Below are 19,142 nucleotides of genomic sequence, written 5' to 3'. Positions count from 1 at the left end.
TATCCCCCATCGGATACCCTATAGGGCATGACTTCGACCCTCAGCGATTCCGCCCAGACCACTGAAACCAGCCCCCGCACCTACGAAGTGCGCACTTTCGGCTGCCAGATGAACGTGCACGACTCCGAACGAATGTCGGGTCTGCTCGAAGCTAACGGCTACGTTCGCGCTGAGGAGGGCGTCGAACCCGACCTGGTTGTTTTCAATACCTGCGCGGTGCGCGAAAACGCCGCCAACCGCCTCTACGGTAACCTCGGTCAGCTGGCCCCCGTCAAGCGCCGCCATGAGGGTATGCAGATTGCCGTGGGCGGCTGCCTGGCGCAGAAGGATCAGGACGCCATCATCGAGAAGGCGCCCTGGGTGGACGTCGTTTTCGGTACCCATAACATCGGCTCCCTGCCGGCCCTGCTGGAGCGTGCCCGCCACAACCACGAGGCGCAGGCCGAGCTGCTCGAATCCCTCGAGGTGTTCCCCTCGACCCTGCCGACCAAGCGCGATCACGTGTACTCGGGCTGGGTGTCTATCTCCGTGGGCTGCAACAACACCTGCACCTTCTGCATCGTGCCCTCGCTGCGCGGTAAGGAGAAGGACCGCCGCCCCGGCGACGTGCTCGCCGAGGTTCAGGCGCTGGTCGACGACGGCGCTATCGAGGTGACCCTGCTGGGCCAGAACGTGAACTCCTACGGCGTGGAGTTCGGCGACCGTCAGGCGTTCTCCAAGCTACTGCGCGCCTGCGGTGAAATTGAGGGCCTGGAGCGCGTGCGCTTCACCTCCCCGCACCCGGCCATGTTTACCGACGACGTGATCGACGCGATGGCCGAAACCCCGAACGTCATGCCCGTGCTGCACATGCCGCTGCAGTCCGGCTCCGACAAGGTGCTTAAGGATATGCGCCGTTCCTACCGCTCCAAGAAGTTCCTGAACATTCTGGAGAAGGTGCGCGAGCGCATCCCGAACGCCGTGATTACCACCGACATCATCGTGGGCTTCCCCGGCGAGACCGAGGAGGACTTCCAGGAGACCCTGAAGGTTGTGGAGCAGGCTCGTTTCTCCTCCGCGTTCACCTTCCAGTACTCGATTCGCCCCGGCACCCCGGCGGCGACCATGGAGAACCAGATCCCCAAGGAGGTCGTGCAGGAACGCTACGAGCGCCTGATTGCCCTGCAGGACCGCATCGCCGGCGAGGAAAACCGCAAGCAGCTCGGCAAGACCGTTGAGCTGATGGTCGTGGCGGAGGCCGGTCGTAAGGCCGAGCAGACCCACCGCCTCTCGGGTCGCGGCCCGGACCAGCGCCTCGTGCACTTCTCGGTGCCCGAGGGATGCGAGGCTCCCCGCCCCGGCGACATGGTGACCGTGCCGATTACCGAGGCCGGCTCCTTCCACCTGATTTCCGATCCGACCGCCGAGCAGTACAGCCTGCGCCGCACCCGCGCCGGCGACGCGTGGGACCGCTCCCAGGCGGATTCCTGCGGTACCGGCACCACCCAGGTTCCCGGTGCGCCGGTGGGCCTGGGCATGCCGACCATCGGCCTGCGCCCCTAATCTTTCATAGCGAGTCGTGCGCCCCGTTCTTCGGGTCCTCATCCTCACCGTGAGTGGGGCAGTGGGAACCGGTAGAATGGGGCGCATGACTATCTCCGAAACTCTGCCCGTTATCGCTATTGTGGGCCCGACCGGCACCGGTAAGAGTGCGCTCGCGATTGAGTTGGCTCTGCGCCTGAATGGCGAGTGCATTAACGCTGATTCTATGCAGTTCTACCGGGGTATGGATATTGGTACCGCGAAGGTCACCGCGGAGGAGATGCGCGGCGTTCCGCACCACCTGCTGGACATCATGGACGTGCGGGATGAGGCGTCCGTGGCGGAGTTTCAGGAGCGTAGCCGCGAGCTGATTGAGCAGATTCGCGGCCGTGGACGCTACCCGATTCTGGTGGGCGGTTCGGGCCTGTATGTGCGCGCCGCCCTGGATAAGCTGGAGTTTCCCGGCACGGATGCGCGGGTGCGCGAGCGCCTCGAGGAGCAGGCGCGCACCGAGGGTATTGGTGTTCTGCACGCCCGCCTGGCGGAGGTTGATCCTGAGTCGGCTGCGCGCGTGAAGGACGAGCGCCGCATTATTCGCGCCCTGGAGGTGTTCGAGGTGACGGGCCGCCCGTTTTCTGCGTTCATGCCGGTGCGCGAGTACGTGACCAAGAGTATTCAGATTGGTCTGGATATGGATCGTGCCCTGCTGCATGAGCGTCTGCACCGCCGTGTGGAGCTCATGCACGAGCGCGGCCTGCTGGACGAGGTGCGTGCCCTGAACGAGAAGGGACTGCAGGAGGGTAAGACTGCCTCCCGCGCGATTGGTTACGCGCAGTTTGCTCGCGCCCTTGAGGACGAAGACTACGGCGTGGAGCAGGCGATTGAGGACACGACCATTGCGACCCGCCAGTTCGCGCGCCGCCAGCTGACCTGGTTCAGGGGAGATGAGCGTGTGCACTGGTTGGATGCGCTCTCACCCACACTGGTCGATGAAGCGGAAGCCATCATCCGCGAAAGCACCCGATAAGCCACAATAACGAGCCGCCGCCGAACAGATACCCCCTCGAACCGGTCGGCGCGGTAAAATCATAGACGGACAGGCCCCCAACGTTTAAGGACAGCATATGAGCGAGAACCCCTCCACCTGGGGCGAGCTGGCAGGACTGACCCTCACCAAGGGTCACGGCACCGGCAACGATTTCATCTTTCTGACGGACGAGAACGCAGAGATTGCCCTCACCCCCGACCTGATTGCCCGCGCCTGCGACCGCCACTTCGGCATCGGCGCGGACGGCTTCATTCGCGCTGCCCGAAGCACCTCTTCCCGCGGCGGCCAGAAGCTCCTAGAGGAATACCCCGACGCCGTGTGGTTCATGGACTACCGCAACGGTGACGGCTCCATCGCCGAGATGTGTGGCAACGGCGTGCGCGCCTTCGTGGACTACCTGCGCACCGAGGGCTTAATCGAGCTTGAGGTCGGCCAGACCGTGCAGATTGCCACCCGCGCCGGCGTGAAGACCGTCGCCCGCACCGAGGAAGGCTACGCCGTCGACATGGGCCCCTGGAGCTTCATTCATGGTGACGCCGCCCGCGAGGGAGGCGAGGACTGCCTGGTGTCCGCCCGCGGCCTGAAGACCCCGCGCGCCGGCCTGTCCATCTCGATGGGCAACCCGCACACTGTGGTCATGCTCGGCTCCGAGGGCAAGCTGGACGGCCTGGACCTGTACAGCCAGCCGCAGGTTAACCCCGCACCCGCAGATGGCACGAACGTCGAATTCGTGGTGCCGGTCGACCTGGAAAATGACGGTAGCACCCACGTGGGCGCTATCCGGATGCGCGTGCACGAACGCGGCGTGGGCGAGACCCTCTCCTGCGGTACCGGCGCCTGCGCGGCCGCCGCAGCCACCCGATTCTGGGGCGGCGAGGAGGCGCCGGACGAGTGGCTCGTGCACGTGCCCGGCGGTACCCTGGCCGTCACCTTCGTGCTCGGCCCGGACGACCTTGAGCACGTGGTGCTGGCCGGCCCGGCGCAGATGGTTTCGACCGTGGTGCTGCGCTAGGGTAATGCGCTAAGGTACTGCGCCCGGAACACGGCCTGAGAGTGCAGAGACTTAATATAGAAAAGCGGCGGGTGTTTTCTGAGATCCTTCAGAAAACACCCGCCGCCGCTATGTCTTAAACGGTTGGCGACCTCCGTCGGGCGGTTTTAGCCGAGCGGTTTTAGCCGGGTGGTTTTCGCCGGGCGGTTTAGGCCCCGTGGCGGTGCACCAGCAGAATACGGAAGCCCTTCGCCGTTGCGTAGCGCGACACCTCAAACTCGCCGGGGTACAGCTCCTCCAGCTTCGCATCCAGCCACTTCTGCAGCGAGTCGGAGCCGAGGTTCTTCTGCACCACCAGGTACGCGTCCCCCTCGGGGGCCAGGCGCGGCAGCCAGGTCAGCAGAATTTCGTGCAGAACCTCCTTGCCCACGCGAATCGGCGGGTTCGACCAGATGGTGTCAAAGCGCAGTTCGGGATCCACCGAGTCGGGGGTTCCCACGGTGACGTTCGGCAGCCCGAGCGCGGCGGCGTTGCGCTCGGTCAGGCTGATAGAGCGGGAGTTGACGTCCACCGCGTGTACCTGAGCCTGCGGGGCGAGCATCGCCAGGGTCAGGGTGATGGGGCCCCAACCGCAACCGATATCGAGGAGGCGCTCGCCGCGGGGTTCGGGGGCCTCCTGAAGTAGGATGGCCGTGCCCTTATCGATGCCGGAGGGGCTGAAAATGCCGTTGGCGGTGGTGACGGTGACCTTGCGGCCTGCCAGCTCCACCTGCACGGGGCGGGGCTTGAACTCCGTCTCGGGGGTCTCAGAAAAGTAATGCTGCTCGCTCATGCTATCCAGTGTACCGGGAGGCCCGCACCGGCCCGGTTCCCGGGGGCAGAACGGCGTCCCGATCCCGCCTGACGCTCCTGGCCCGCACCGGCCCGGTTCCCGGGGGCAGAACGGCGTCCTGATCCCGCCTGACGCTCCTGGCCCGAACGGTGCTGTGCCCGCCTGCACGCCCTGAGCGCACAGGTGACCAAACCCCCTACCCGAGCGGGGCAACGGCGGTAGAATGGAAGGCGTATGACTTCTAAGAATAATTCCGTATCTGAGGCCGAGAAGCTGCCGAGCGACGAGCAGCTGCGCCGCACCGTGGACCGCGTTCTGGGCCGCTCCCAGTCCGCCTCCTCACTGACCACCTACGATGCCGCGGGCACCGCGCATCACGAGAGCGCGCCGACGCGCGGTAGCCACCGCGTGCTCGACACCCGCGCGCGTGAAATTTCCGATGTTCAGCGTGAGCACTCCGAGTTCGATGGAGATCAGGAAGACCTCGCCGAGCGCCGCGCCCTGCGCCGAGTAGCTAACCTTTCCACCGAGCTGGAGGACGTCACCGAGGTCGAGTACCGCCAGCTGCGCCTGGAACGCGTGGTGCTGGCCGGCCTGTGGACCGAAGGCACCGTCGAGGACGCCGAAAACTCCCTGCGTGAGCTGGCCGCGCTGGCCGAGACCGCCGGCTCCGAGGTGCTGGACGGCCTGGTTCAGCGCCGCCTCAAGCCGGACCCGGGCACCTTCCTCGGCTCCGGCAAGGCCCTGGAGCTCAAGGACATCGTGGAGGCCACCGGCGCCGACACAGTGATTGTCGACTCCGAGCTGGCCCCCTCCCAGCGCCGCGCCCTCGAGGATATCGTCAAGGTGAAGGTCATCGACCGCACCGCCCTGATTCTCGACATCTTTGCACAGCACGCTAAGTCCCGCGAGGGTAAGGCTCAGGTCGAGCTGGCCCAGCTGGAGTACATGCTGCCGCGTCTGCGCGGTTGGGGCGCCTCCCTGTCCCGTCAGGCCGGTGGCCGTGCCGCCTCCGGTGAGGGCATCGGCTCGCGCGGTCCCGGTGAGACCAAGATTGAGATGGATCGCCGCCGCCTGCGCGCCCGCATGGCCAAGCTCAAGCGTGAAATTGCCGCGATGGCCCCGGCCCGCGAGACGAAGCGCCTGAACCGCCGCCGCAATCGCGTGCCCTCGGTGGCTATTGCCGGTTACACGAACGCCGGTAAGTCCTCCCTGCTAAACCGTTTGACCGACGCGGGCGTGCTCGTGGAGAATGCCCTGTTCGCAACCCTGGACCCGACCGTGCGCAAGGCGCAGACCCCCGACGGCATCGGCTACACCCTCTCCGACACGGTGGGTTTCGTGCGCTCGCTGCCGACCCAGCTGGTGGAGGCGTTCCGCTCCACCCTGGAGGAGGTTGCCGACGCCGACGTGATTCTGCACGTGGTGGATGCCTCCCACCCGGACCCGGAGGGCCAGATTCGCGCCGTCCGCGAGGTCTTTGCCGAGGTGGACGCCCGCCACATCCCCGAAATCATTGTGTTGAATAAGGCCGACGCGGCCGACCCCTTCGTGCTGGAGCGGATGCGCCAGCGCGAGCCCGAGCACGTCATCGTATCGGCACGCACCGGCGAGGGCATCGAGGAGCTTAAGCAGAAGATTGCGGACACGATTCCGCGCCCCTCGATTGAGGTCAAGCTGCTGATTCCCTACAACCACGGCGAGATTATTTCGCGCCTGCACGAGTGGGACGCCGAGATTAAGAGCACCGACTTCGTATCGGACGGCACCTTCGTGACGGCACTGGTCCGCGAGGACGTCGCCTCGGACCTGGCCGAGTACGTGCTGGAGGGCGACCTGCTGGAGGTTCTGGAAGAGGAGCTGGCCGAGGCCCGCGCCCTCACCGCCGAGGCCGATAGCGCCGAGACTCGCTAGGATCCGGTTAACGTGACGCAGAAGATGACGGGACGCGCCAGCGTGCCCAAAAACGCCTCCGGGACTGCACCCGAGGGCACCCGATTCACCGGGCAGGAGCTTGAGACCCTGCCCGGTGCGAGGGATGCCCTGAACCTGCTCGACGAGGTTGTGGAGGCCACGGGCGGGCAGAAACGTGACGGTCAGCGCACGATGGCGGCGCACGTGGCGCAGGCCCTCGAACTGCAACGACATCTGCTCGTGCAGGCCGGCACCGGCACCGGTAAGTCTCTGGGCTACCTGGTTCCGGCTCTCGCTCGCGTGGGGGAGTCCGACCAGCCCATCGTGGTGGCTACCGCGACCCTGGCCCTGCAGGCGCAGATCGTGAACCGCGATATTCCGCGTCTTCTGCAAGCACTGGAGCCGCGCCCGGAGTCGCAGGCGCAGGTGGCCCTGCTCAAGGGCCGCAACAACTACCTGTGCCTGCACAAGCTCGAGGGCGGCTACCCCGAAGAGGAACAGGACGCCCTCTTCGACATGCCTTCATCGACCTCCCGCGTGGGCGAGGAAGTCGTGCGCCTGCGCGAGTGGGCTGACCACACGGAGACCGGCGACCGCGACGAGCTCAAGCCAGGTGTGTCCGATCGCGCGTGGGCTCAGGTCTCGGTGAGCGCGGCCGAATGTCTGGGCCGCCGCTGCCCGCTGGTGGAGGAGTGCTTTAGCGAGATGGCGCGTAGTCGTGCCGCCGAGGCAGATATCGTCATCACGAATCACGCCCTGCTGGCCATTAACGCTTTCGAGGGCATGAAGGTTCTGCCTGAGCACGAGACCGTCATCATCGACGAGGCCCACGAGCTGGTGGACCGAGTGACCGGTGCGGTTTCCGGATCGCTGACCGTTGCGATGGTTCGCCGCGCCGCTCGAGGCGTGAAGAAACACTCTAAGGCCGATTCCGGGGCCTTGGAGATGGCCGCCGGGACCCTGGAAACCGCACTGGAGGGCCTGCCCGAAGGGCTGCTCAACGGCCTCGACGGTCGTCTGCTCACGGCCCTGTCCGCGGTGAACGATGCGGCCCGCGCCGCGCTCTCCGATACGAAACCGGACGGCCAGGAGGCCGACGCCGGCCTGCAGATGGCCCGTTCCCGCGTCTCGGAGGTGCACGAGGTGAGCAACCGCATCCTGGAGGCTTCGGCTGAGCAGGATGTGCTGTGGGTTTCGCGTCAGGGCGGCTGGGAGAACGGCCGCTACGTGGCCGCCTCCGATACCGACCCGGCGACCCTGAATATCGCCCCGCTGAGCGTTGGCCTGCAGCTGCGTGACGGTCTGTTTGCCGACCGCACCGTAATCCTAACGAGCGCGACCCTGACGGTGGGCGATTCCTTCGATGTGGCCGCCGGCGCCCTGGGTTTGCAGGGGGAGGGGGCTCCCCGCTGGACGAGCATCGATGTGGGTTCGCCCTTCGACTACCGTAAGCAGGGCATCATATACGTAGCCGGGGATCTGAAGCCCCCGGGATTTGGCGTGCACGAGGGCCAGCTGGAGCGACTTCGCGAGCTGTGCGAGGCGTCCGAGGGAGGTGCCCTGGGGCTGTTCTCCTCGAAGCGTGCAGCCGAGCGCGCCGCAGAGTATATGCGTGAGCACAGCGATCTGAATATTCTTCTGCAGGGTGAATCCTCGCTGAAGGCTCTGGTGGAGGAGTTTAGCGAGGATGTTGACTCGTGCCTGTTCGGTACGATGAGCCTGTGGCAGGGCGTTGACGTCCCCGGAGACTCCTGCCGTCTGGTGGTGATGGATCGCATCCCGTTCCCGCGACCGGACGATCCGATTGCGCAGGCCCGCACGGAGTCGGTGAACCGTCACCGCGGTAACGGGTTCATGGCCGTCTCTGCGCATCACGCGGCTATCCGCATGGCGCAGGGCGCGGGTCGCCTGATTCGTTCGGTGAATGACCGCGGGGTCGTGGCGGTTCTGGATTCGCGACTCGCAACGAAGCGCTACGGCGGCTACCTGATGAGGGCCATGCCGCCGATGTGGCCCACCCAGAATAAGCAGGCCGTGGTGGGTGCGCTGGCCCGTCTCTCGGAATCCATCGACAGGTAGCCCGTCTACCGTGTGCTGAGCGGCCATTGTGTATTGAGCGGGCGGCGCGTTTTCCCCGCAGGGCTATTTCCCCGTAGAGTCAGAGAAAAGCCCCCGGCACTCGCAAACTTGCGAGTGCCGGGGGCTTTGTTCGTTATGGGCTTTGGAAGCGCTGAAGTCTCAAAGGACGTAGCTACCAGATTGGGGCGTTGGCGCCGGGAGGCATAGCACCCCATGATGCTCTCGCGAAGAGCGGGGATTAGAGGCTACGCAATACCGAGACAACCTTGCCCATGACGGTGGCGCGGTCACCCATAATCGGTTCGTAGCTTGCGTTGCGCGGCATGAGCCAGGTGTGGCCATCAACCTGGCGGAAGACCTTCACGGTGGCCTCATCGTCCAGCAGGGCGGCCACGATGTCGCCGTTGTCGGCGGTGTGCTGTTCACGCACGACGACCCAGTCGCCATCGCAGATAGCGGCGTCAATCATGGAATCGCCCTTGACCTTGAGCATAAAGAGCTTGCCGTTGCCGACCAGCTGGCGCGGCAGGGCGAGTACATCTTCCACAGACTGCTCGGCGGTGATGGGGCCGCCCGCGGCAATGCGACCGACGAGGGGGACGGGTACGAGGTCGTCCTCGCCAACCTCAAAGTTCGGAAGCTCAGGCAGGGGAGTGTGCATGCCGGCGCCGTTTTCGTCGAGCACCTCGATGGCGCGCGGGAGCTTGGGATCGCGGCGAATGTAGCCCATATTTTCGAGTCGGCCAAGCTGATGGGTGACCGAAGAGAGAGACGCAAGACCCACCATATCGCCAATCTGGCGCATGGACGGCGGATAGCCCTTCTGTTCAATCTCGGTGCGGATCGCGTCAAGAATCTTCTGCTGGCGCGCGGTCAGCGCCGGGCGGGGTGCTGTTGCCATATCTCTTCCTTTGGTCTGTGTCGCCGAAGGTTGCTGTACCTTCGGCGGAGCACGGATGGGTTGTCCACGTGTTCGTCATACGGTGACGTATATCGCACGGCTTAGGTGAAACATACCCCTTATCTCGTCAGGGGTGGATTAGATTCTAGATCCGTCGCGAGTCACGCCCCGCCATGATGGAAATCATCACGAGCGTGTGGAACATCTCTTGACACAAGTGTAGAACACTCTACCGACAAATTCAAACAAATATACTAGATTTTTTCTTCGAAACCGGAGGAATTTTTAGTATGTATCTGCTAGACTTTAGAACACTGATTCGGATACAGTAGAAAACCCTCCCGACTTTCGGGGTGTAAACGGGGTATTCTCCATGCAATTCGAATACTCGTTCTGCCTTGCGGGTCTGGAAGGGGGTCGTCGAATGTTCGAGAGTATTCGAACGAGAAACCGAATGACCTTCCTTAAGCCGAAGGGGAGTTCTGGGGAACGCGTCTGCAAGACAAAACCCCGAACGTTCCTTGACCCGATGTGTCGGGTCCCGGGCAGAAAAACGAACAACCACACTCAACTCACCTGCCGAGTCTCGAGAGAGCCGGCACCGTTCACCCCGGCGGATTACCGCGGGAGTGAGCTTGAGAGAAAGGAACCACAATTATGACCGCAGCTTCTTTGGCCCCTCACCGTGCCTCTGCGTCTGCTACCCTTCCGGAAGGTTTGGTGGTACTTCACCCCGCGCACGCACGGCAGTCCGCGCGCATCGCTCGAGGCTCCTCCCGTCGCGCATCCGCTCCTCAGTCTTCTGCCTCTCCGGCGCCCGTCCGCAGTGTCTCTCCCGCCGTGGCGGCTACCCAGTCTGTAGCCCCCTCCGCTCCGGTGAATGAACGCTCCGTTTCGGCGCACCTCTCCGGGCAGGGCAGGGAGTCGTCTTCCCGCCGTGCGGGCCTTGTGCCCTCCGCTATCTCGGGTCTTCGCTCCCTATCGTCTCGCCTGGAACGCTTCAACCCCCTGCGCAATTTCAAGGGGCTGCCTCTGCTGACCCTGGCCGCGCTCGTGGTGCTGGGCGCCATTACCTTCCTCGGCCCTTCCTTCGGCCCCCGTGTTGAGAACGCATCGGCCACCCAAGCCACTGTGACCGTTAAGCACGGCGAGACACTGTGGGACATCGCCCAGTCGGTGAACCCCGGCGGTGATGTCCGTGATACCGTGGTGCGTATTATGGAGATGAACTCGCTGACGAGCACCGCTGTCGACGCCGGTCAGCGCCTCGAGGTTCCCAAGCCGCGCCACTAGGCAAAGCTGTCGAGGCGAGAGCTTCGGCTCACTCGTCAGCGGATTATGAATCGGCTACGAACCGCCTACCGCACTACTCAAGGAGCACGCGATGTCAACACCCTCTCAGTCCCATCAGGACGCGGTCTCCTCACCGCTCCCCGTGGTCGCCGTTCTGGGAGATTCCGGAACTCACGGCGCCATGGTAAAGCTTCTTCGGGATTCGGGTGCGGAGGTCATCGTCACCGCTGACCCGCATCAGCTCCGCGAGGCTGACGGCATGGTGGTTGCCGGTCCTGCCGGTTCCCTTGAGGCGTTCGACGAGCTAAAAGCCAAGGACGCTGAGCGCGTGATTGGGCGCCGCGTGGCCGGTGGCCGTCCGGTGCTCGCGGCCGGTGCCGCCCTGAGCTGCCTTTTTGAATCCGTCGCGGTGAACCACCCACAGCTGGGCAGCGTGCAGGTTCAGGGTATGGGGGAGTGGCCCGGCGAGAGCGTGGAGCTTTCCACCCGGGGCCTGGTGCCCGGCTCCTCCGCGGTGTCCCCCTCGACCGGCAGTCGACTGCTCAAAGATATTGAGGGCGAGGCCCGTTTCAAGTCCGAGCACGGTGTTTTTGAGTGGGTCTTTGACCAGAGCATTGACTATATCGCTCCTCCCGCGGTGAGCTGGACGGCAACCGAACCTCCCTATATTGCCGCCGTGGAGAACGGCCCGCTGACCGCTGTGCAGTTCTGCCCGGTCGTATCCGGTGAGCTGGGTGCTGAGTTTATGCGCCGCTGGGTTGCGTCCCTCGCGGTGACCGGCCGGCTGTCGCCTGCCGCGGGTGAATCCGCTACCGGTGGGGAGGAATCATAATGGCTAAACCCATCCTCGAACTTCTGCCGGCCGTCGATATTTCCGAGGGCTACGCGGTACGCCCTGTGGGCGGCACCCTGTCCGGTGGCGAGCAGCGTCTCGATCCGGTCAAGGCGGCGCTCACCTGGGTGAAGGCTGGCGCCCGCTGGATTCATCTGGTTGATCTTGACCTAGCCTTTGGTCGCGGTACGAATACGGATGTTCTGGCGGAGGTTGCCGCCGCCGTCCGTGCCGAGAGCGCCCGGAGCTCTGCCCCGGTTCGTATTCAGGTCAGTGGCGGTGTGCGTAATGCTGAGAGCCTGGAGCGCGCCCTGAGTCTCAACCCGGACCGCGTGAACGTGACCAGCGCGGCGCTGGCGGATTCTGCCTGGCTTGAAAGTATCCTGGCTCGTTACGCGGATTCTGATCTTCTAGCCCTGGGGCTCGACGCCCGTTACGACCCCGAGCGGGGTTGGGTGACGGTGGCTCGGGGAACCGACTGGTCGGGCCCCGAGGTGGCGGAGGCGCTGGCCTGGCTGGAAAGCGTGGGCGTGCGTCGCTACATTGTCACCGATGTGAGTAAGGACGGCTCGCTGGCTGGTCCCGGCGCGGAACTGCTCGATGAGGTGCTGGCCCAGACCGTCTGTCGGGTGGTGGCGTCCGGTGGCGTGGCGTCGCTGGCTGACCTTGAGAAGCTGCGCGCCATGGTACCTTACGGCTTGGAGGGCGTGGTGCTGGGCAAGGCGCTGTACGTGGGGAACTTTAGCTTTGAGCGGGCACTCGAGGTCGCTGGCTCCCGCTGAATCTCTCCTTTCTGATAAGGCTGTCGGATCCCGCCAGTCCGCGCAGAACATATGCGGAATACATACGGCAAAGCCCCGTCTTCCTCAACGTGAGGGAGACGGGGCTTCGCTGCGAATAGACCGGGTACGGTTTAGTACACCGGGCCGGTCAGCTTCTCGCCGGGGCCCTTGCCGGGCTCGTCCGGGAAGGGGGAAGCCTCACGGAATGCCAACTGCAGGGTGCGCAGGCCATCGCGCAGGGGTGCTGCGTGCTGGGAACCGATTTCGGGGGCGGCAGCGGTGACCAGGCCCGCCAGGGCGGTGATGAGCTTGCGTGCTTCATCGAGGTCCTTGAGATCGTCTGCGTTCTCGTCGGAGGCCAGGCCGCACTTGACGGCTGCGGCGCTCATCATGTGGATGGCCGCGGAGCTAATGATTTCGATGGCGGGAACGTCTGCAATATCGCGCAGCTGCTCATTAACGGCCTCGACCTGCTCCTCGGTGAGCTCGGTGTGGCCGTGGACGGGGGTTTCTTCTCCCGCGGTAAAGCGGAAGTTATTGTTTTCAGTGCTCATAACCCTAGAATCTCACATTTCGTTTAATTCGGTAAATGCGTCCTTAAGAGTGGGTGCTTCTGTGGACTTTCTGGGGGAGCCCCCGCAATTTTATGGTGTTTTGCGTCTATTTCCTTGCGTCTGTCGGGGATTCTGCGGTATGGTTGTAGGCAGTTTGCAAGTGGAGCATGCCTCCCACCCGGTTGACCGCCGCAGGCGTTTGTTTGCGAGTTTTGAGGTGAACGGGTTCGTCCGCCGATTTCGGCGTACGCTGGTTTGTGCCTCCGCTTGTGTAACTGCGGGGGCTTTTTTAGCGCCCGCAACGGATAGTATTCACGGGGAAACCCACAGAGCACAGGAGCTAGTCATTAGCGAACCACGCATTAACGATCGTATCCGCGTTCCCGAGGTCCGACTCGTCGGTCCCGGTGGCGAGCAGGTAGGCGTTGTCCCTCTGAAGGACGCTCTGCGCCTGGCTGAGGACGCCGAACTCGACCTGGTCGAGGTTGCCCCGAACGCGAAGCCGCCCGTGTGCAAGCTCATGGATTACGGCAAGTACAAGTACGAAGCCGCAATCAAGGCTCGTGAATCCCGCAAGAAGCAGGCTAATGCCGTTCTGAAGGAGATCCGTTTCCGCCTGAAGATTGATACCCACGACTACGAAACCAAGGTTGGACACGCTCGTCGTTTCCTTTCCGGTGGTGACAAGGTCAAGGCAATGATTCAGTTCCGTGGTCGTGAGCAGCAGCGCCCCGAGATGGGTGTGCGTCTGCTGGAGCGTCTGGCGGCTGAGCTGGCTGAGGTGAGCACCGTTGAGTCTCGCCCCCGTCAGGATGGCCGCAACATGGTGATGGTTCTGGCTCCGCTTCGCGGTAAGGCAGAGGCTCGCCGTGAGCAGGGCGCCGGCGGTCGCAAGGGTCGCGAGCGTATTGACACGACCAAGGCGAAGCCCGTAACTAATTCTCTGGCAGACGCTATGCCTGCCGAGTTGAAGGCACAGGCTTCCGCCGAGTAGGGAACCGGGTCGTCACTTTAGGATGGGCACGCGCCTCCACCGTTGGGTGGGTGTTGCGGGTTCACCCGGTGCCGGTTCCGAGGCACCTCGCGAGGGGTGCCTCACCTTTGGTCCTTGGGGCTGATGCGTTCGCGTACGCAGCCCCACTAAGCTACCCCGCCACTGTGGCGGGGGATGAATGTAAGGAGAACGGCAGCTATGCCGAAGCAGAAGACCCACTCTGGTGCTAAGAAGCGCTTCAAGCTCACCGGTAGCGGCAAGGTTAAGCGCCAGCAGGCGAACCGCCGCCACTACCTGGAGCACAAGTCCTCTCGTCTGACCCGTCGTCTGGCTTCTGACCAGATCGTTACCGGCGGCCAGGCAAAGGTTGTCAAGAAGATGCTGGGTAAGTAAGCACCGCTTACGCTCTGCACCTGGCGCACCGATAGGGGTGCGCACTGATTAAAGACTCGCTCCTGTTCAGCGTGATATGTGAGCTGTTCAGGACATAAGACGAAGGAGACACACGTGGCACGTGTGAAGCGCGCGGTTAACGCGCACAAGAAGCGCCGTACTATTCTCGATCGTGCATCCGGCTACCGCGGTCAGCGTTCTCGCCTGTACCGTAAGGCTAAGGAGCAGGTCACCCACTCGCTCGTTTACAGCTACGACCACCGTCGTAAGAAGAAGGGTGACTTCCGTCGCCTGTGGATCCAGCGTATCAACGCTGCTTCCCGCGCACAGGGCCTGACCTACAACCGCTTCATCCAGGGCCTGAAGGCTGCTGGTGTTGAGGTTGACCGCCGTATGCTGGCTGAGCTGGCCGTGAACGAGCCCGCTGCCTTCAACGCACTGGTTGAGATTGCTAAGAACAACCTGCCCGAGGACACCTCGGCTCCCAAGGCTTAATTAGCCTGAGGTTGTGTGCTTCTGCCTCGAAGATCTAGGTTCGGGGTGGGATGCTCAAGCGTCGTGAGTGGCCGTCTGCACTTTTGAGTGTGGGCGGCCGCTTTCTGCGTATCTGGGGTTGTGACTGTTCTGCGTTCTTTGGGTACGTCTTTGCCTGTACCCTTAAAGGGTGAATTTTTTTGAACGTATTAGTACCCCCGTTGTGATGTCCAACCCGCAGGCTGACCGCGTGCGCGATATTGCGAAGCTTCGCACTCGCTCGGCCCGCACGAAGAAGGGCCAGTTCCTGGTGGAGGGTCCGCAGGCCGTGCGTGAGGCCCTGAAAGCACACCTGAAGAGCCCCATCCTGGACGCCGTGTACGTTACGGAGGCCGCGTTCGATCGCCACGAGGATATTGCTGAGCTGCTGGAGCAGGTGTACGGCACCCCCACCCCGGAGGAGGGCCGCCGCGTTTTCATGCGAGTGGTGACCGAAGAGGTGCTGGCGGCTATGGCCGATTCGGTGTCGCCGCAGGGTATTATTGCGGTTTCCTTTATGGTGGACGCCTCCTTCTCGCTGCTCTGGGGTGAGGGCGCGTTGAACCCGAAGTTGATTGCTGTGCTGTCTCGTGTGCAGGATCCGGGTAATGCGGGCACGATCCTGCGTGTGGCTGATGCCGCCGGCGCCGATCTTGTGATTACCACCAAGGGCTCGGTGGATTTGTACAACCCGAAGACGGTGCGTTCCACCGCGGGTTCGCTGTTCCACGTGCCGGTTATTCAGGGTGTGGAACTCGAGGACTTCGCGGAGGATGTGAAGTCTCAGGGTACTGCTGTGTTGGCTGCTGACGGCTACGGCGTGGTGAACCTGCAGGAGCTGAGTGAGTACACCGCGGCCCGTCGCGCGGGTGTGGAGACGAGCGCCCCGTCCGGCGTGAAGGGTAATTTTGATCTTTCTAAGCCGACGATGTGGCTTTTCGGTAATGAGGCGCAGGGCTTGAACGTTGAAGAGAAGGCTGCCGCTACGATGCGAGTGGCTGTGCCGGTGTACGGCTCGGCGGAGTCCCTGAATGTGGGTACCGCCGCGGCGGTCTGCCTGTACGCCTCGGCGATGGCGCAGCGCTCGAACGCTCTGGGCTAATACCGTAAGCCCATCATCCCGTGGTGTGCTCTCCCGGCGAGCTGTGTTCGTCGTGGCTGTATCGGGCCGAGGTTTGGCCGTGCCCGCCGCGGGCCTTTTACAGACTTTTGAATAGTGTCGCCCCCGATGGCTCCGTGCTTTTCGGGTTAGCGCGGCCTGCAGAAAGGTAAATATGTCTCAATCCAGTCATTCCGGCCACTCGGGAGCCGGGGCGATTATTGCCGCCCTGGGGGCGAACCTCGGTATCGCCGTCCTGAAGTTCTTGGCTTTTGCTCTGACCCGTTCCTCCTCGATGTTGGCCGAGGGCATCCACTCGGTGGCTGACTCCGGTAACCAGGTTCTGCTTCTTTTGGGTGGCCGCGCCTCCCGCAAGCAGGCCGACGAGGAGCACCCGTTCGGTTACGGCCGTAACCGTTACATTTACGCGTTCATCGTCTCGATTATCATCTTTGCACTGGGCGGTCTGTTCGCCCTGTATGAGGGTTTCGAGAAGCTTCACGACCCGCACGGTATTACCGAGTGGCAGTGGGTTCCGGTGGCTGTTCTGGTGGGTGCGATTCTGCTGGAGGGTAACTCGTTCCGCGTGGCGGTGAAGGAGTCGCGTGGGCTGAAGGGCAAGCAGAGCTGGAGTCGTTTCTTGCGCACCTCGAAGAACCCGGAGCTTCCGGTTCTTCTGCTGGAGGATGCGGGTGCACTGGTCGGTCTGCTGCTGGCCCTGATTGGTGTGGGAATGACCCTACTGACCGGTAACGGTCTGTGGGATGCTTTCGGCACCCTGGCTATCGGTATTCTGTTGGTTTTCATCGCGGCGTTCCTGGCCGTGGAGATGAAGTCGCTGATTTTGGGTGAGTCTGCTTCACCGGAGGATTTGGCGAAGATTCGCGCGGCGATTGAGGATGGCGATAGCGAGCGCATTATCCACATTAAGACCGTGCACCTGGGTCCCGAGGAGATTCTGGTGGCGGCGAAGATTCGTATTCACGATGCCGACACCGGCCGCGCTGTGGCTGATGAGATTGATGCGGCTGAGGTGCGTATTCGTGAGGCTGTTCCTGCGGCACGCATCATTTATTTGGAGCCGGATATTTTCCGGGCTTAGTTCTAGGAGATTTTTGTTATGACCGTTGAGATGATCGTTTATCGTTTGCTAAAGATTTTCGTTGGCCTGATCATTCTTTTGGTGTACCTGCGTCTGACTCACCGTTCTCAGGCGGGGCACCAGACCCCGATTGATACCATCGGTAACTTTGTCATCGGTGGTGTGTTCGGTGGCGTGTTGTACAGCGAGCAGATTAGCCTGTTCTACTTTGTCATCTACATGGTGTTTACGCTGTGCATGATTCAGCTGCTGAATGTGGCGACCACGAAGATTCGTTTTCTGCATATGGCGGTGCGTGAGCAGCGCGTGCCGGTCATTACGGATGGTGATATCGATATTAAGAGCTTCCAGCAGGCAGATGTGGTTCTTGATCCGATGCGCCTGATTGCTGACCTTCGTGCGCAGGGTATTTACGACCTGGAAGACATTGAGTTCGCTCAGATTGAACCGAACGGTGCGCTGAGCGTGATCCGTAAGGGTGACGGTGTGCCGAACTTTGCTCTGATTGTGAAGGGTACCTTGGTCACTCGCGATATCGCGGATGCGCACAAGACCGAGGATTGGGTGTACCTACAGTTGCGTGCCGCTGAGGTCGAACTTGAGGATGTCTTCCTCATGGAGTTCAAGAACGGTAACCGCCTTCTGATTCTGCTGAATGACGGCACTAATATTCGCCGTGAGGTAGCAGAGGCCTCGAATATGAATGATGAGGAAGAAGAGTGGCAGGAAGGCGTGGAGGAAGCTCCTGAGCATGAGGATACCGAGGATGCAGAGCAGGAAGTAGCGGAGCACGCTGCTGAAGATGCGCATCCGACGAAGGAATCTAAAGCGTAGAAGAAGGTAGAGAAAGATGAGTGAAGTGTCGCCCTCGTTTGAGGTTCAGGTGGTTGGCGCCGCCGTGGTTGATTCTTTGGTGGCTCCGACCCGTATGCTGGTGGCTCAGCGTTCTGAGCCGCAGACTGTTGCCGGGATGTGGGAGTTCCCGGGCGGTAAGGTCGAGCCGGGGGAGAGCTGCGAGCAGGCGCTGGTGCGTGAGCTGAAGGAGGAGCTGGGGGTGCAGGCGCGTTTGGGTGCTGAGGTGCCCGGCGCGTACCCGCAGGGCTGGCGTCTGAGCGAGCGTCTGGCGATGCGCGTGTTCTTCGCGGAAATTCTTTCGGGTACTCCGGATACTTTGGAAGATCACAGCGCTCTGCGGTGGATGCCGCTTCCCCCGGCGGGGGAGGGAATCCTCGAGGCCACGGAAGCCGCCGAGATTCTGGCGCTGCCGTGGATTCCCGCGGACTTCCCAATCGTGGAGGCACTCCTGCGTCAGCTCGGTCGGTCTGGGGCGGGTCGGTCTGGGTCGGGCGACGAAAGCTAAGGGCGCGCACCTCGCGTGCCGGTAACGCTCTCTTCGCGGTGCCGCCCGGGGTGAAGGATGAGAACGACTACATCTGCTCGGGCCTCTTTAACTAGGCGCGCTCGATGTAGCTGGGCATCTGCCCGATGCTCCAATACCGCCCGATGTGCCGGTGAACGCCCCGATGGGAGGTTCACCGGCACATCGTCATATATGAGTTCGACACGAGCATTTTCTTTGGAAACTTCTTACCGACCGGGTAGTATTGAGGGAGAAATCACATACAAATTGGGAGACAATGATGACTGCTCAACCTCCGTACGACCCGAATGCGTACCGCTCCGACGCGGTACCTTCAGACACCCAGGCCATCTACATTCAGGAAGGTGGCTCCAAGCCGGGTGGAATCCTGTTCCACTCGCCGACCAAGCACCCTAAGATTCTGCGCCTGCAGGAGATTATGATTGTCTCCGCGTTGCTCTGCTTTGTCCACGGCATCATTTCTTCGTTCGCACCGGATAACCTGTCCCCGCTGAAGGGCCTGCCGGAGTTTGGCGTTGCGGGCGGCCTGGGATTGCTCATCGGCTCGGCCATCGTGTACTCGTGGGTGTACTTCACGATTCAGAAGGGTAAGCGCCAGGGCCTGACCGTCGGCCTCATCTTCGCGATTCTCGGCGCCTTCGTCGCGGTCCTCTCGCTGATTGGCAACGTGATTGACGCTCAGCGCTACGGCTTCGTGCCGCTGTACGCCGCGTGGTTTATCGCCAACGTGCTGTGGATTCGCTCCTCCTTCGACCCCGAGGTCAAGGAAGCGCTGGCCTAACCCTCGCCCCCGCGGGGACCCGTTCGGCAAATATGCCGCCGCGGGGCGCGCGCACCTGACGACTCCACACCTAATCAAAGCATCAGAGCGCCCGGATGGACTATCCGGGCGCTCTGATGCTTTCGCGTGGTT

The 19,142-nt window shown here is 62.7% G+C and carries 19 protein-coding genes; 16 read left to right on the top strand and 3 right to left on the bottom strand.

Translation table 11 applies throughout. The features are described 5' to 3' along the window. Positions 1 to 27: 27 nt before the first annotated feature. The 3 genes from miaB to dapF all read left to right on the top strand — a co-directional run bounded on the left by miaB (position 28) and on the right by dapF (position 3,581). Positions 28 to 1,542 (top strand): tRNA (N6-isopentenyl adenosine(37)-C2)-methylthiotransferase MiaB, encoded by a 1,515-nt coding sequence (gene miaB, locus ADJ95_RS03815; RefSeq protein WP_049332750.1) that lies wholly within the window; start codon positions 28 to 30, stop codon positions 1,540 to 1,542. An 85-nt stretch (positions 1,543 to 1,627) separates the two neighbouring features. Then, a complete protein-coding gene (gene miaA, locus ADJ95_RS03810) occupies positions 1,628 to 2,548 on the top strand; it encodes a tRNA (adenosine(37)-N6)-dimethylallyltransferase MiaA (RefSeq protein WP_049332748.1) in 921 nt (306 codons plus the stop codon). Positions 2,549 to 2,645: 97 nt separating this feature from the next. Then, complete coding sequence (gene dapF / locus ADJ95_RS03805) at positions 2,646 to 3,581, top strand: diaminopimelate epimerase (protein WP_049332746.1); 936 nt, start codon at positions 2,646 to 2,648, stop codon at positions 3,579 to 3,581. Between the two features lie 187 nt (positions 3,582 to 3,768). Here the strand turns inward: dapF and ADJ95_RS03800 are convergent, their stop codons facing one another. Continuing rightward, a complete protein-coding gene (locus ADJ95_RS03800; protein ID WP_049332745.1) occupies positions 3,769 to 4,392 on the bottom strand; it encodes a class I SAM-dependent methyltransferase in 624 nt (207 codons plus the stop codon). A gap of 234 nt (positions 4,393 to 4,626) precedes the next feature. Here ADJ95_RS03800 and hflX point away from each other — a divergent pair, with 234 nt between their 5' ends. Continuing rightward, positions 4,627 to 6,306, top strand: a complete 1,680-nt coding sequence (gene hflX, locus ADJ95_RS03795) for a GTPase HflX (protein WP_049332743.1) — start codon at positions 4,627 to 4,629, stop codon at positions 6,304 to 6,306. 24 nt (positions 6,307 to 6,330) lie between these two features. Continuing rightward, positions 6,331 to 8,385, top strand: a complete 2,055-nt coding sequence (locus ADJ95_RS03790) for an ATP-dependent DNA helicase (protein WP_049333112.1) — start codon at positions 6,331 to 6,333, stop codon at positions 8,383 to 8,385. 238 nt (positions 8,386 to 8,623) lie between these two features. Here ADJ95_RS03790 and lexA read toward each other — a convergent pair whose 3' ends face one another. Beyond that, positions 8,624 to 9,286, bottom strand: a complete 663-nt coding sequence (gene lexA, locus ADJ95_RS03785) for a transcriptional repressor LexA (protein ID WP_049332741.1) — start codon at positions 9,284 to 9,286, stop codon at positions 8,624 to 8,626. A gap of 657 nt (positions 9,287 to 9,943) precedes the next feature. Here lexA and ADJ95_RS03780 point away from each other — a divergent pair. From ADJ95_RS03780 to ADJ95_RS03770, 3 genes are all read left to right on the top strand, one after another. Further along, positions 9,944 to 10,579, top strand: coding sequence for a LysM peptidoglycan-binding domain-containing protein (locus tag ADJ95_RS03780; protein WP_152691700.1), 636 nt, complete (start codon positions 9,944 to 9,946; stop codon positions 10,577 to 10,579). A gap of 91 nt (positions 10,580 to 10,670) precedes the next feature. Continuing rightward, the gene (locus tag ADJ95_RS03775) at positions 10,671 to 11,411 is read left to right on the top strand and encodes an imidazole glycerol phosphate synthase (RefSeq protein WP_049332737.1); all 741 of its coding nucleotides are present in this window, start codon (positions 10,671 to 10,673) and stop codon (positions 11,409 to 11,411) included. Further along, positions 11,411 to 12,193: a HisA/HisF-related TIM barrel protein gene (locus tag ADJ95_RS03770; protein ID WP_049332736.1), complete on the top strand. Its 783-nt coding sequence runs from the start codon at positions 11,411 to 11,413 to the stop codon at positions 12,191 to 12,193. Before ADJ95_RS03775 ends, ADJ95_RS03770 begins: the two co-directional genes overlap by 1 nt. A 131-nt stretch (positions 12,194 to 12,324) precedes the next feature. Here ADJ95_RS03770 and ADJ95_RS03765 read toward each other — a convergent pair whose 3' ends face one another. After that, positions 12,325 to 12,747 carry a DUF1844 domain-containing protein gene (locus ADJ95_RS03765; protein ID WP_049332734.1) on the bottom strand — a complete coding sequence of 141 codons (423 nt, stop codon included), beginning with the start codon at positions 12,745 to 12,747 and terminating at the stop codon, positions 12,325 to 12,327. Positions 12,748 to 13,093: 346 nt separating this feature from the next. Here ADJ95_RS03765 and infC point away from each other — a divergent pair, with 346 nt between their 5' ends. The 8 genes from infC (at position 13,094) to ADJ95_RS03725 (ending at position 19,010) form a co-directional block, all read left to right on the top strand. After that, the gene (gene infC, locus ADJ95_RS03760) at positions 13,094 to 13,741 is read left to right on the top strand and encodes a translation initiation factor IF-3 (protein WP_044142246.1); all 648 of its coding nucleotides are present in this window, start codon (positions 13,094 to 13,096) and stop codon (positions 13,739 to 13,741) included. A gap of 198 nt (positions 13,742 to 13,939) precedes the next feature. Continuing rightward, positions 13,940 to 14,134 (top strand): 50S ribosomal protein L35, encoded by a 195-nt coding sequence (gene rpmI, locus ADJ95_RS03755; RefSeq protein ID WP_004006287.1) that lies wholly within the window; start codon positions 13,940 to 13,942, stop codon positions 14,132 to 14,134. A gap of 114 nt (positions 14,135 to 14,248) precedes the next feature. Continuing rightward, positions 14,249 to 14,629 carry a 50S ribosomal protein L20 gene (gene rplT, locus ADJ95_RS03750; protein WP_005507127.1) on the top strand — a complete coding sequence of 127 codons (381 nt, stop codon included), beginning with the start codon at positions 14,249 to 14,251 and terminating at the stop codon, positions 14,627 to 14,629. A gap of 205 nt (positions 14,630 to 14,834) precedes the next feature. Further along, a complete protein-coding gene (locus ADJ95_RS03745) occupies positions 14,835 to 15,749 on the top strand; it encodes a TrmH family RNA methyltransferase (RefSeq protein WP_239662782.1) in 915 nt (304 codons plus the stop codon). 172 nt (positions 15,750 to 15,921) lie between these two features. Beyond that, positions 15,922 to 16,848: a cation diffusion facilitator family transporter gene (locus tag ADJ95_RS03740; protein ID WP_049332729.1), complete on the top strand. Its 927-nt coding sequence runs from the start codon at positions 15,922 to 15,924 to the stop codon at positions 16,846 to 16,848. A gap of 18 nt (positions 16,849 to 16,866) precedes the next feature. Next, entirely contained in the window at positions 16,867 to 17,682 is an 816-nt protein-coding gene (locus tag ADJ95_RS03735; protein WP_049332727.1) for a DUF421 domain-containing protein, read from the top strand. A 16-nt stretch (positions 17,683 to 17,698) separates the two neighbouring features. Beyond that, the gene (locus ADJ95_RS03730; RefSeq protein WP_049332725.1) at positions 17,699 to 18,208 is read left to right on the top strand and encodes a (deoxy)nucleoside triphosphate pyrophosphohydrolase; all 510 of its coding nucleotides are present in this window, start codon (positions 17,699 to 17,701) and stop codon (positions 18,206 to 18,208) included. Positions 18,209 to 18,488: 280 nt separating this feature from the next. Beyond that, on the top strand, positions 18,489 to 19,010 hold the full coding sequence (locus tag ADJ95_RS03725; protein WP_049333108.1) for an ABC transporter ATPase: 522 nt from the start codon (positions 18,489 to 18,491) through the stop codon (positions 19,008 to 19,010). The last annotated feature ends 132 nt before the right edge of the window (positions 19,011 to 19,142 follow it).

It is taken from the genome of Rothia mucilaginosa (genome assembly GCF_001061665.1).
Taxonomy (GTDB): Bacteria; Actinomycetota; Actinomycetes; order Actinomycetales; family Micrococcaceae; genus Rothia; species Rothia mucilaginosa_A.
This window is presented reverse-complemented; position numbering and strand designations above follow the sequence as displayed.

Coding starts and splice junctions, on each gene's coding strand:
- miaB (WP_049332750.1), top strand. CDS start 28: ATGACTTCGACCCTCAGCGATTCCGCCCAGACCACTGAAACCAGCCCC.
- miaA (WP_049332748.1), top strand. CDS start 1,628: ATGACTATCTCCGAAACTCTGCCCGTTATCGCTATTGTGGGCCCGACC.
- dapF (WP_049332746.1), top strand. CDS start 2,646: ATGAGCGAGAACCCCTCCACCTGGGGCGAGCTGGCAGGACTGACCCTC.
- ADJ95_RS03800 (WP_049332745.1), bottom strand. CDS start 4,392: ATGAGCGAGCAGCATTACTTTTCTGAGACCCCCGAGACGGAGTTCAAG.
- hflX (WP_049332743.1), top strand. CDS start 4,627: ATGACTTCTAAGAATAATTCCGTATCTGAGGCCGAGAAGCTGCCGAGC.
- ADJ95_RS03790 (WP_049333112.1), top strand. CDS start 6,331: ATGACGGGACGCGCCAGCGTGCCCAAAAACGCCTCCGGGACTGCACCC.
- lexA (WP_049332741.1), bottom strand. CDS start 9,286: ATGGCAACAGCACCCCGCCCGGCGCTGACCGCGCGCCAGCAGAAGATT.
- ADJ95_RS03780 (WP_152691700.1), top strand. CDS start 9,944: ATGACCGCAGCTTCTTTGGCCCCTCACCGTGCCTCTGCGTCTGCTACC.
- ADJ95_RS03775 (WP_049332737.1), top strand. CDS start 10,671: ATGTCAACACCCTCTCAGTCCCATCAGGACGCGGTCTCCTCACCGCTC.
- ADJ95_RS03770 (WP_049332736.1), top strand. CDS start 11,411: ATGGCTAAACCCATCCTCGAACTTCTGCCGGCCGTCGATATTTCCGAG.
- ADJ95_RS03765 (WP_049332734.1), bottom strand. CDS start 12,747: ATGAGCACTGAAAACAATAACTTCCGCTTTACCGCGGGAGAAGAAACC.
- rpmI (WP_004006287.1), top strand. CDS start 13,940: ATGCCGAAGCAGAAGACCCACTCTGGTGCTAAGAAGCGCTTCAAGCTC.
- ADJ95_RS03745 (WP_239662782.1), top strand. CDS start 14,835: ATGTCCAACCCGCAGGCTGACCGCGTGCGCGATATTGCGAAGCTTCGC.
- ADJ95_RS03740 (WP_049332729.1), top strand. CDS start 15,922: ATGTCTCAATCCAGTCATTCCGGCCACTCGGGAGCCGGGGCGATTATT.
- ADJ95_RS03735 (WP_049332727.1), top strand. CDS start 16,867: ATGACCGTTGAGATGATCGTTTATCGTTTGCTAAAGATTTTCGTTGGC.
- ADJ95_RS03730 (WP_049332725.1), top strand. CDS start 17,699: ATGAGTGAAGTGTCGCCCTCGTTTGAGGTTCAGGTGGTTGGCGCCGCC.
- ADJ95_RS03725 (WP_049333108.1), top strand. CDS start 18,489: ATGACTGCTCAACCTCCGTACGACCCGAATGCGTACCGCTCCGACGCG.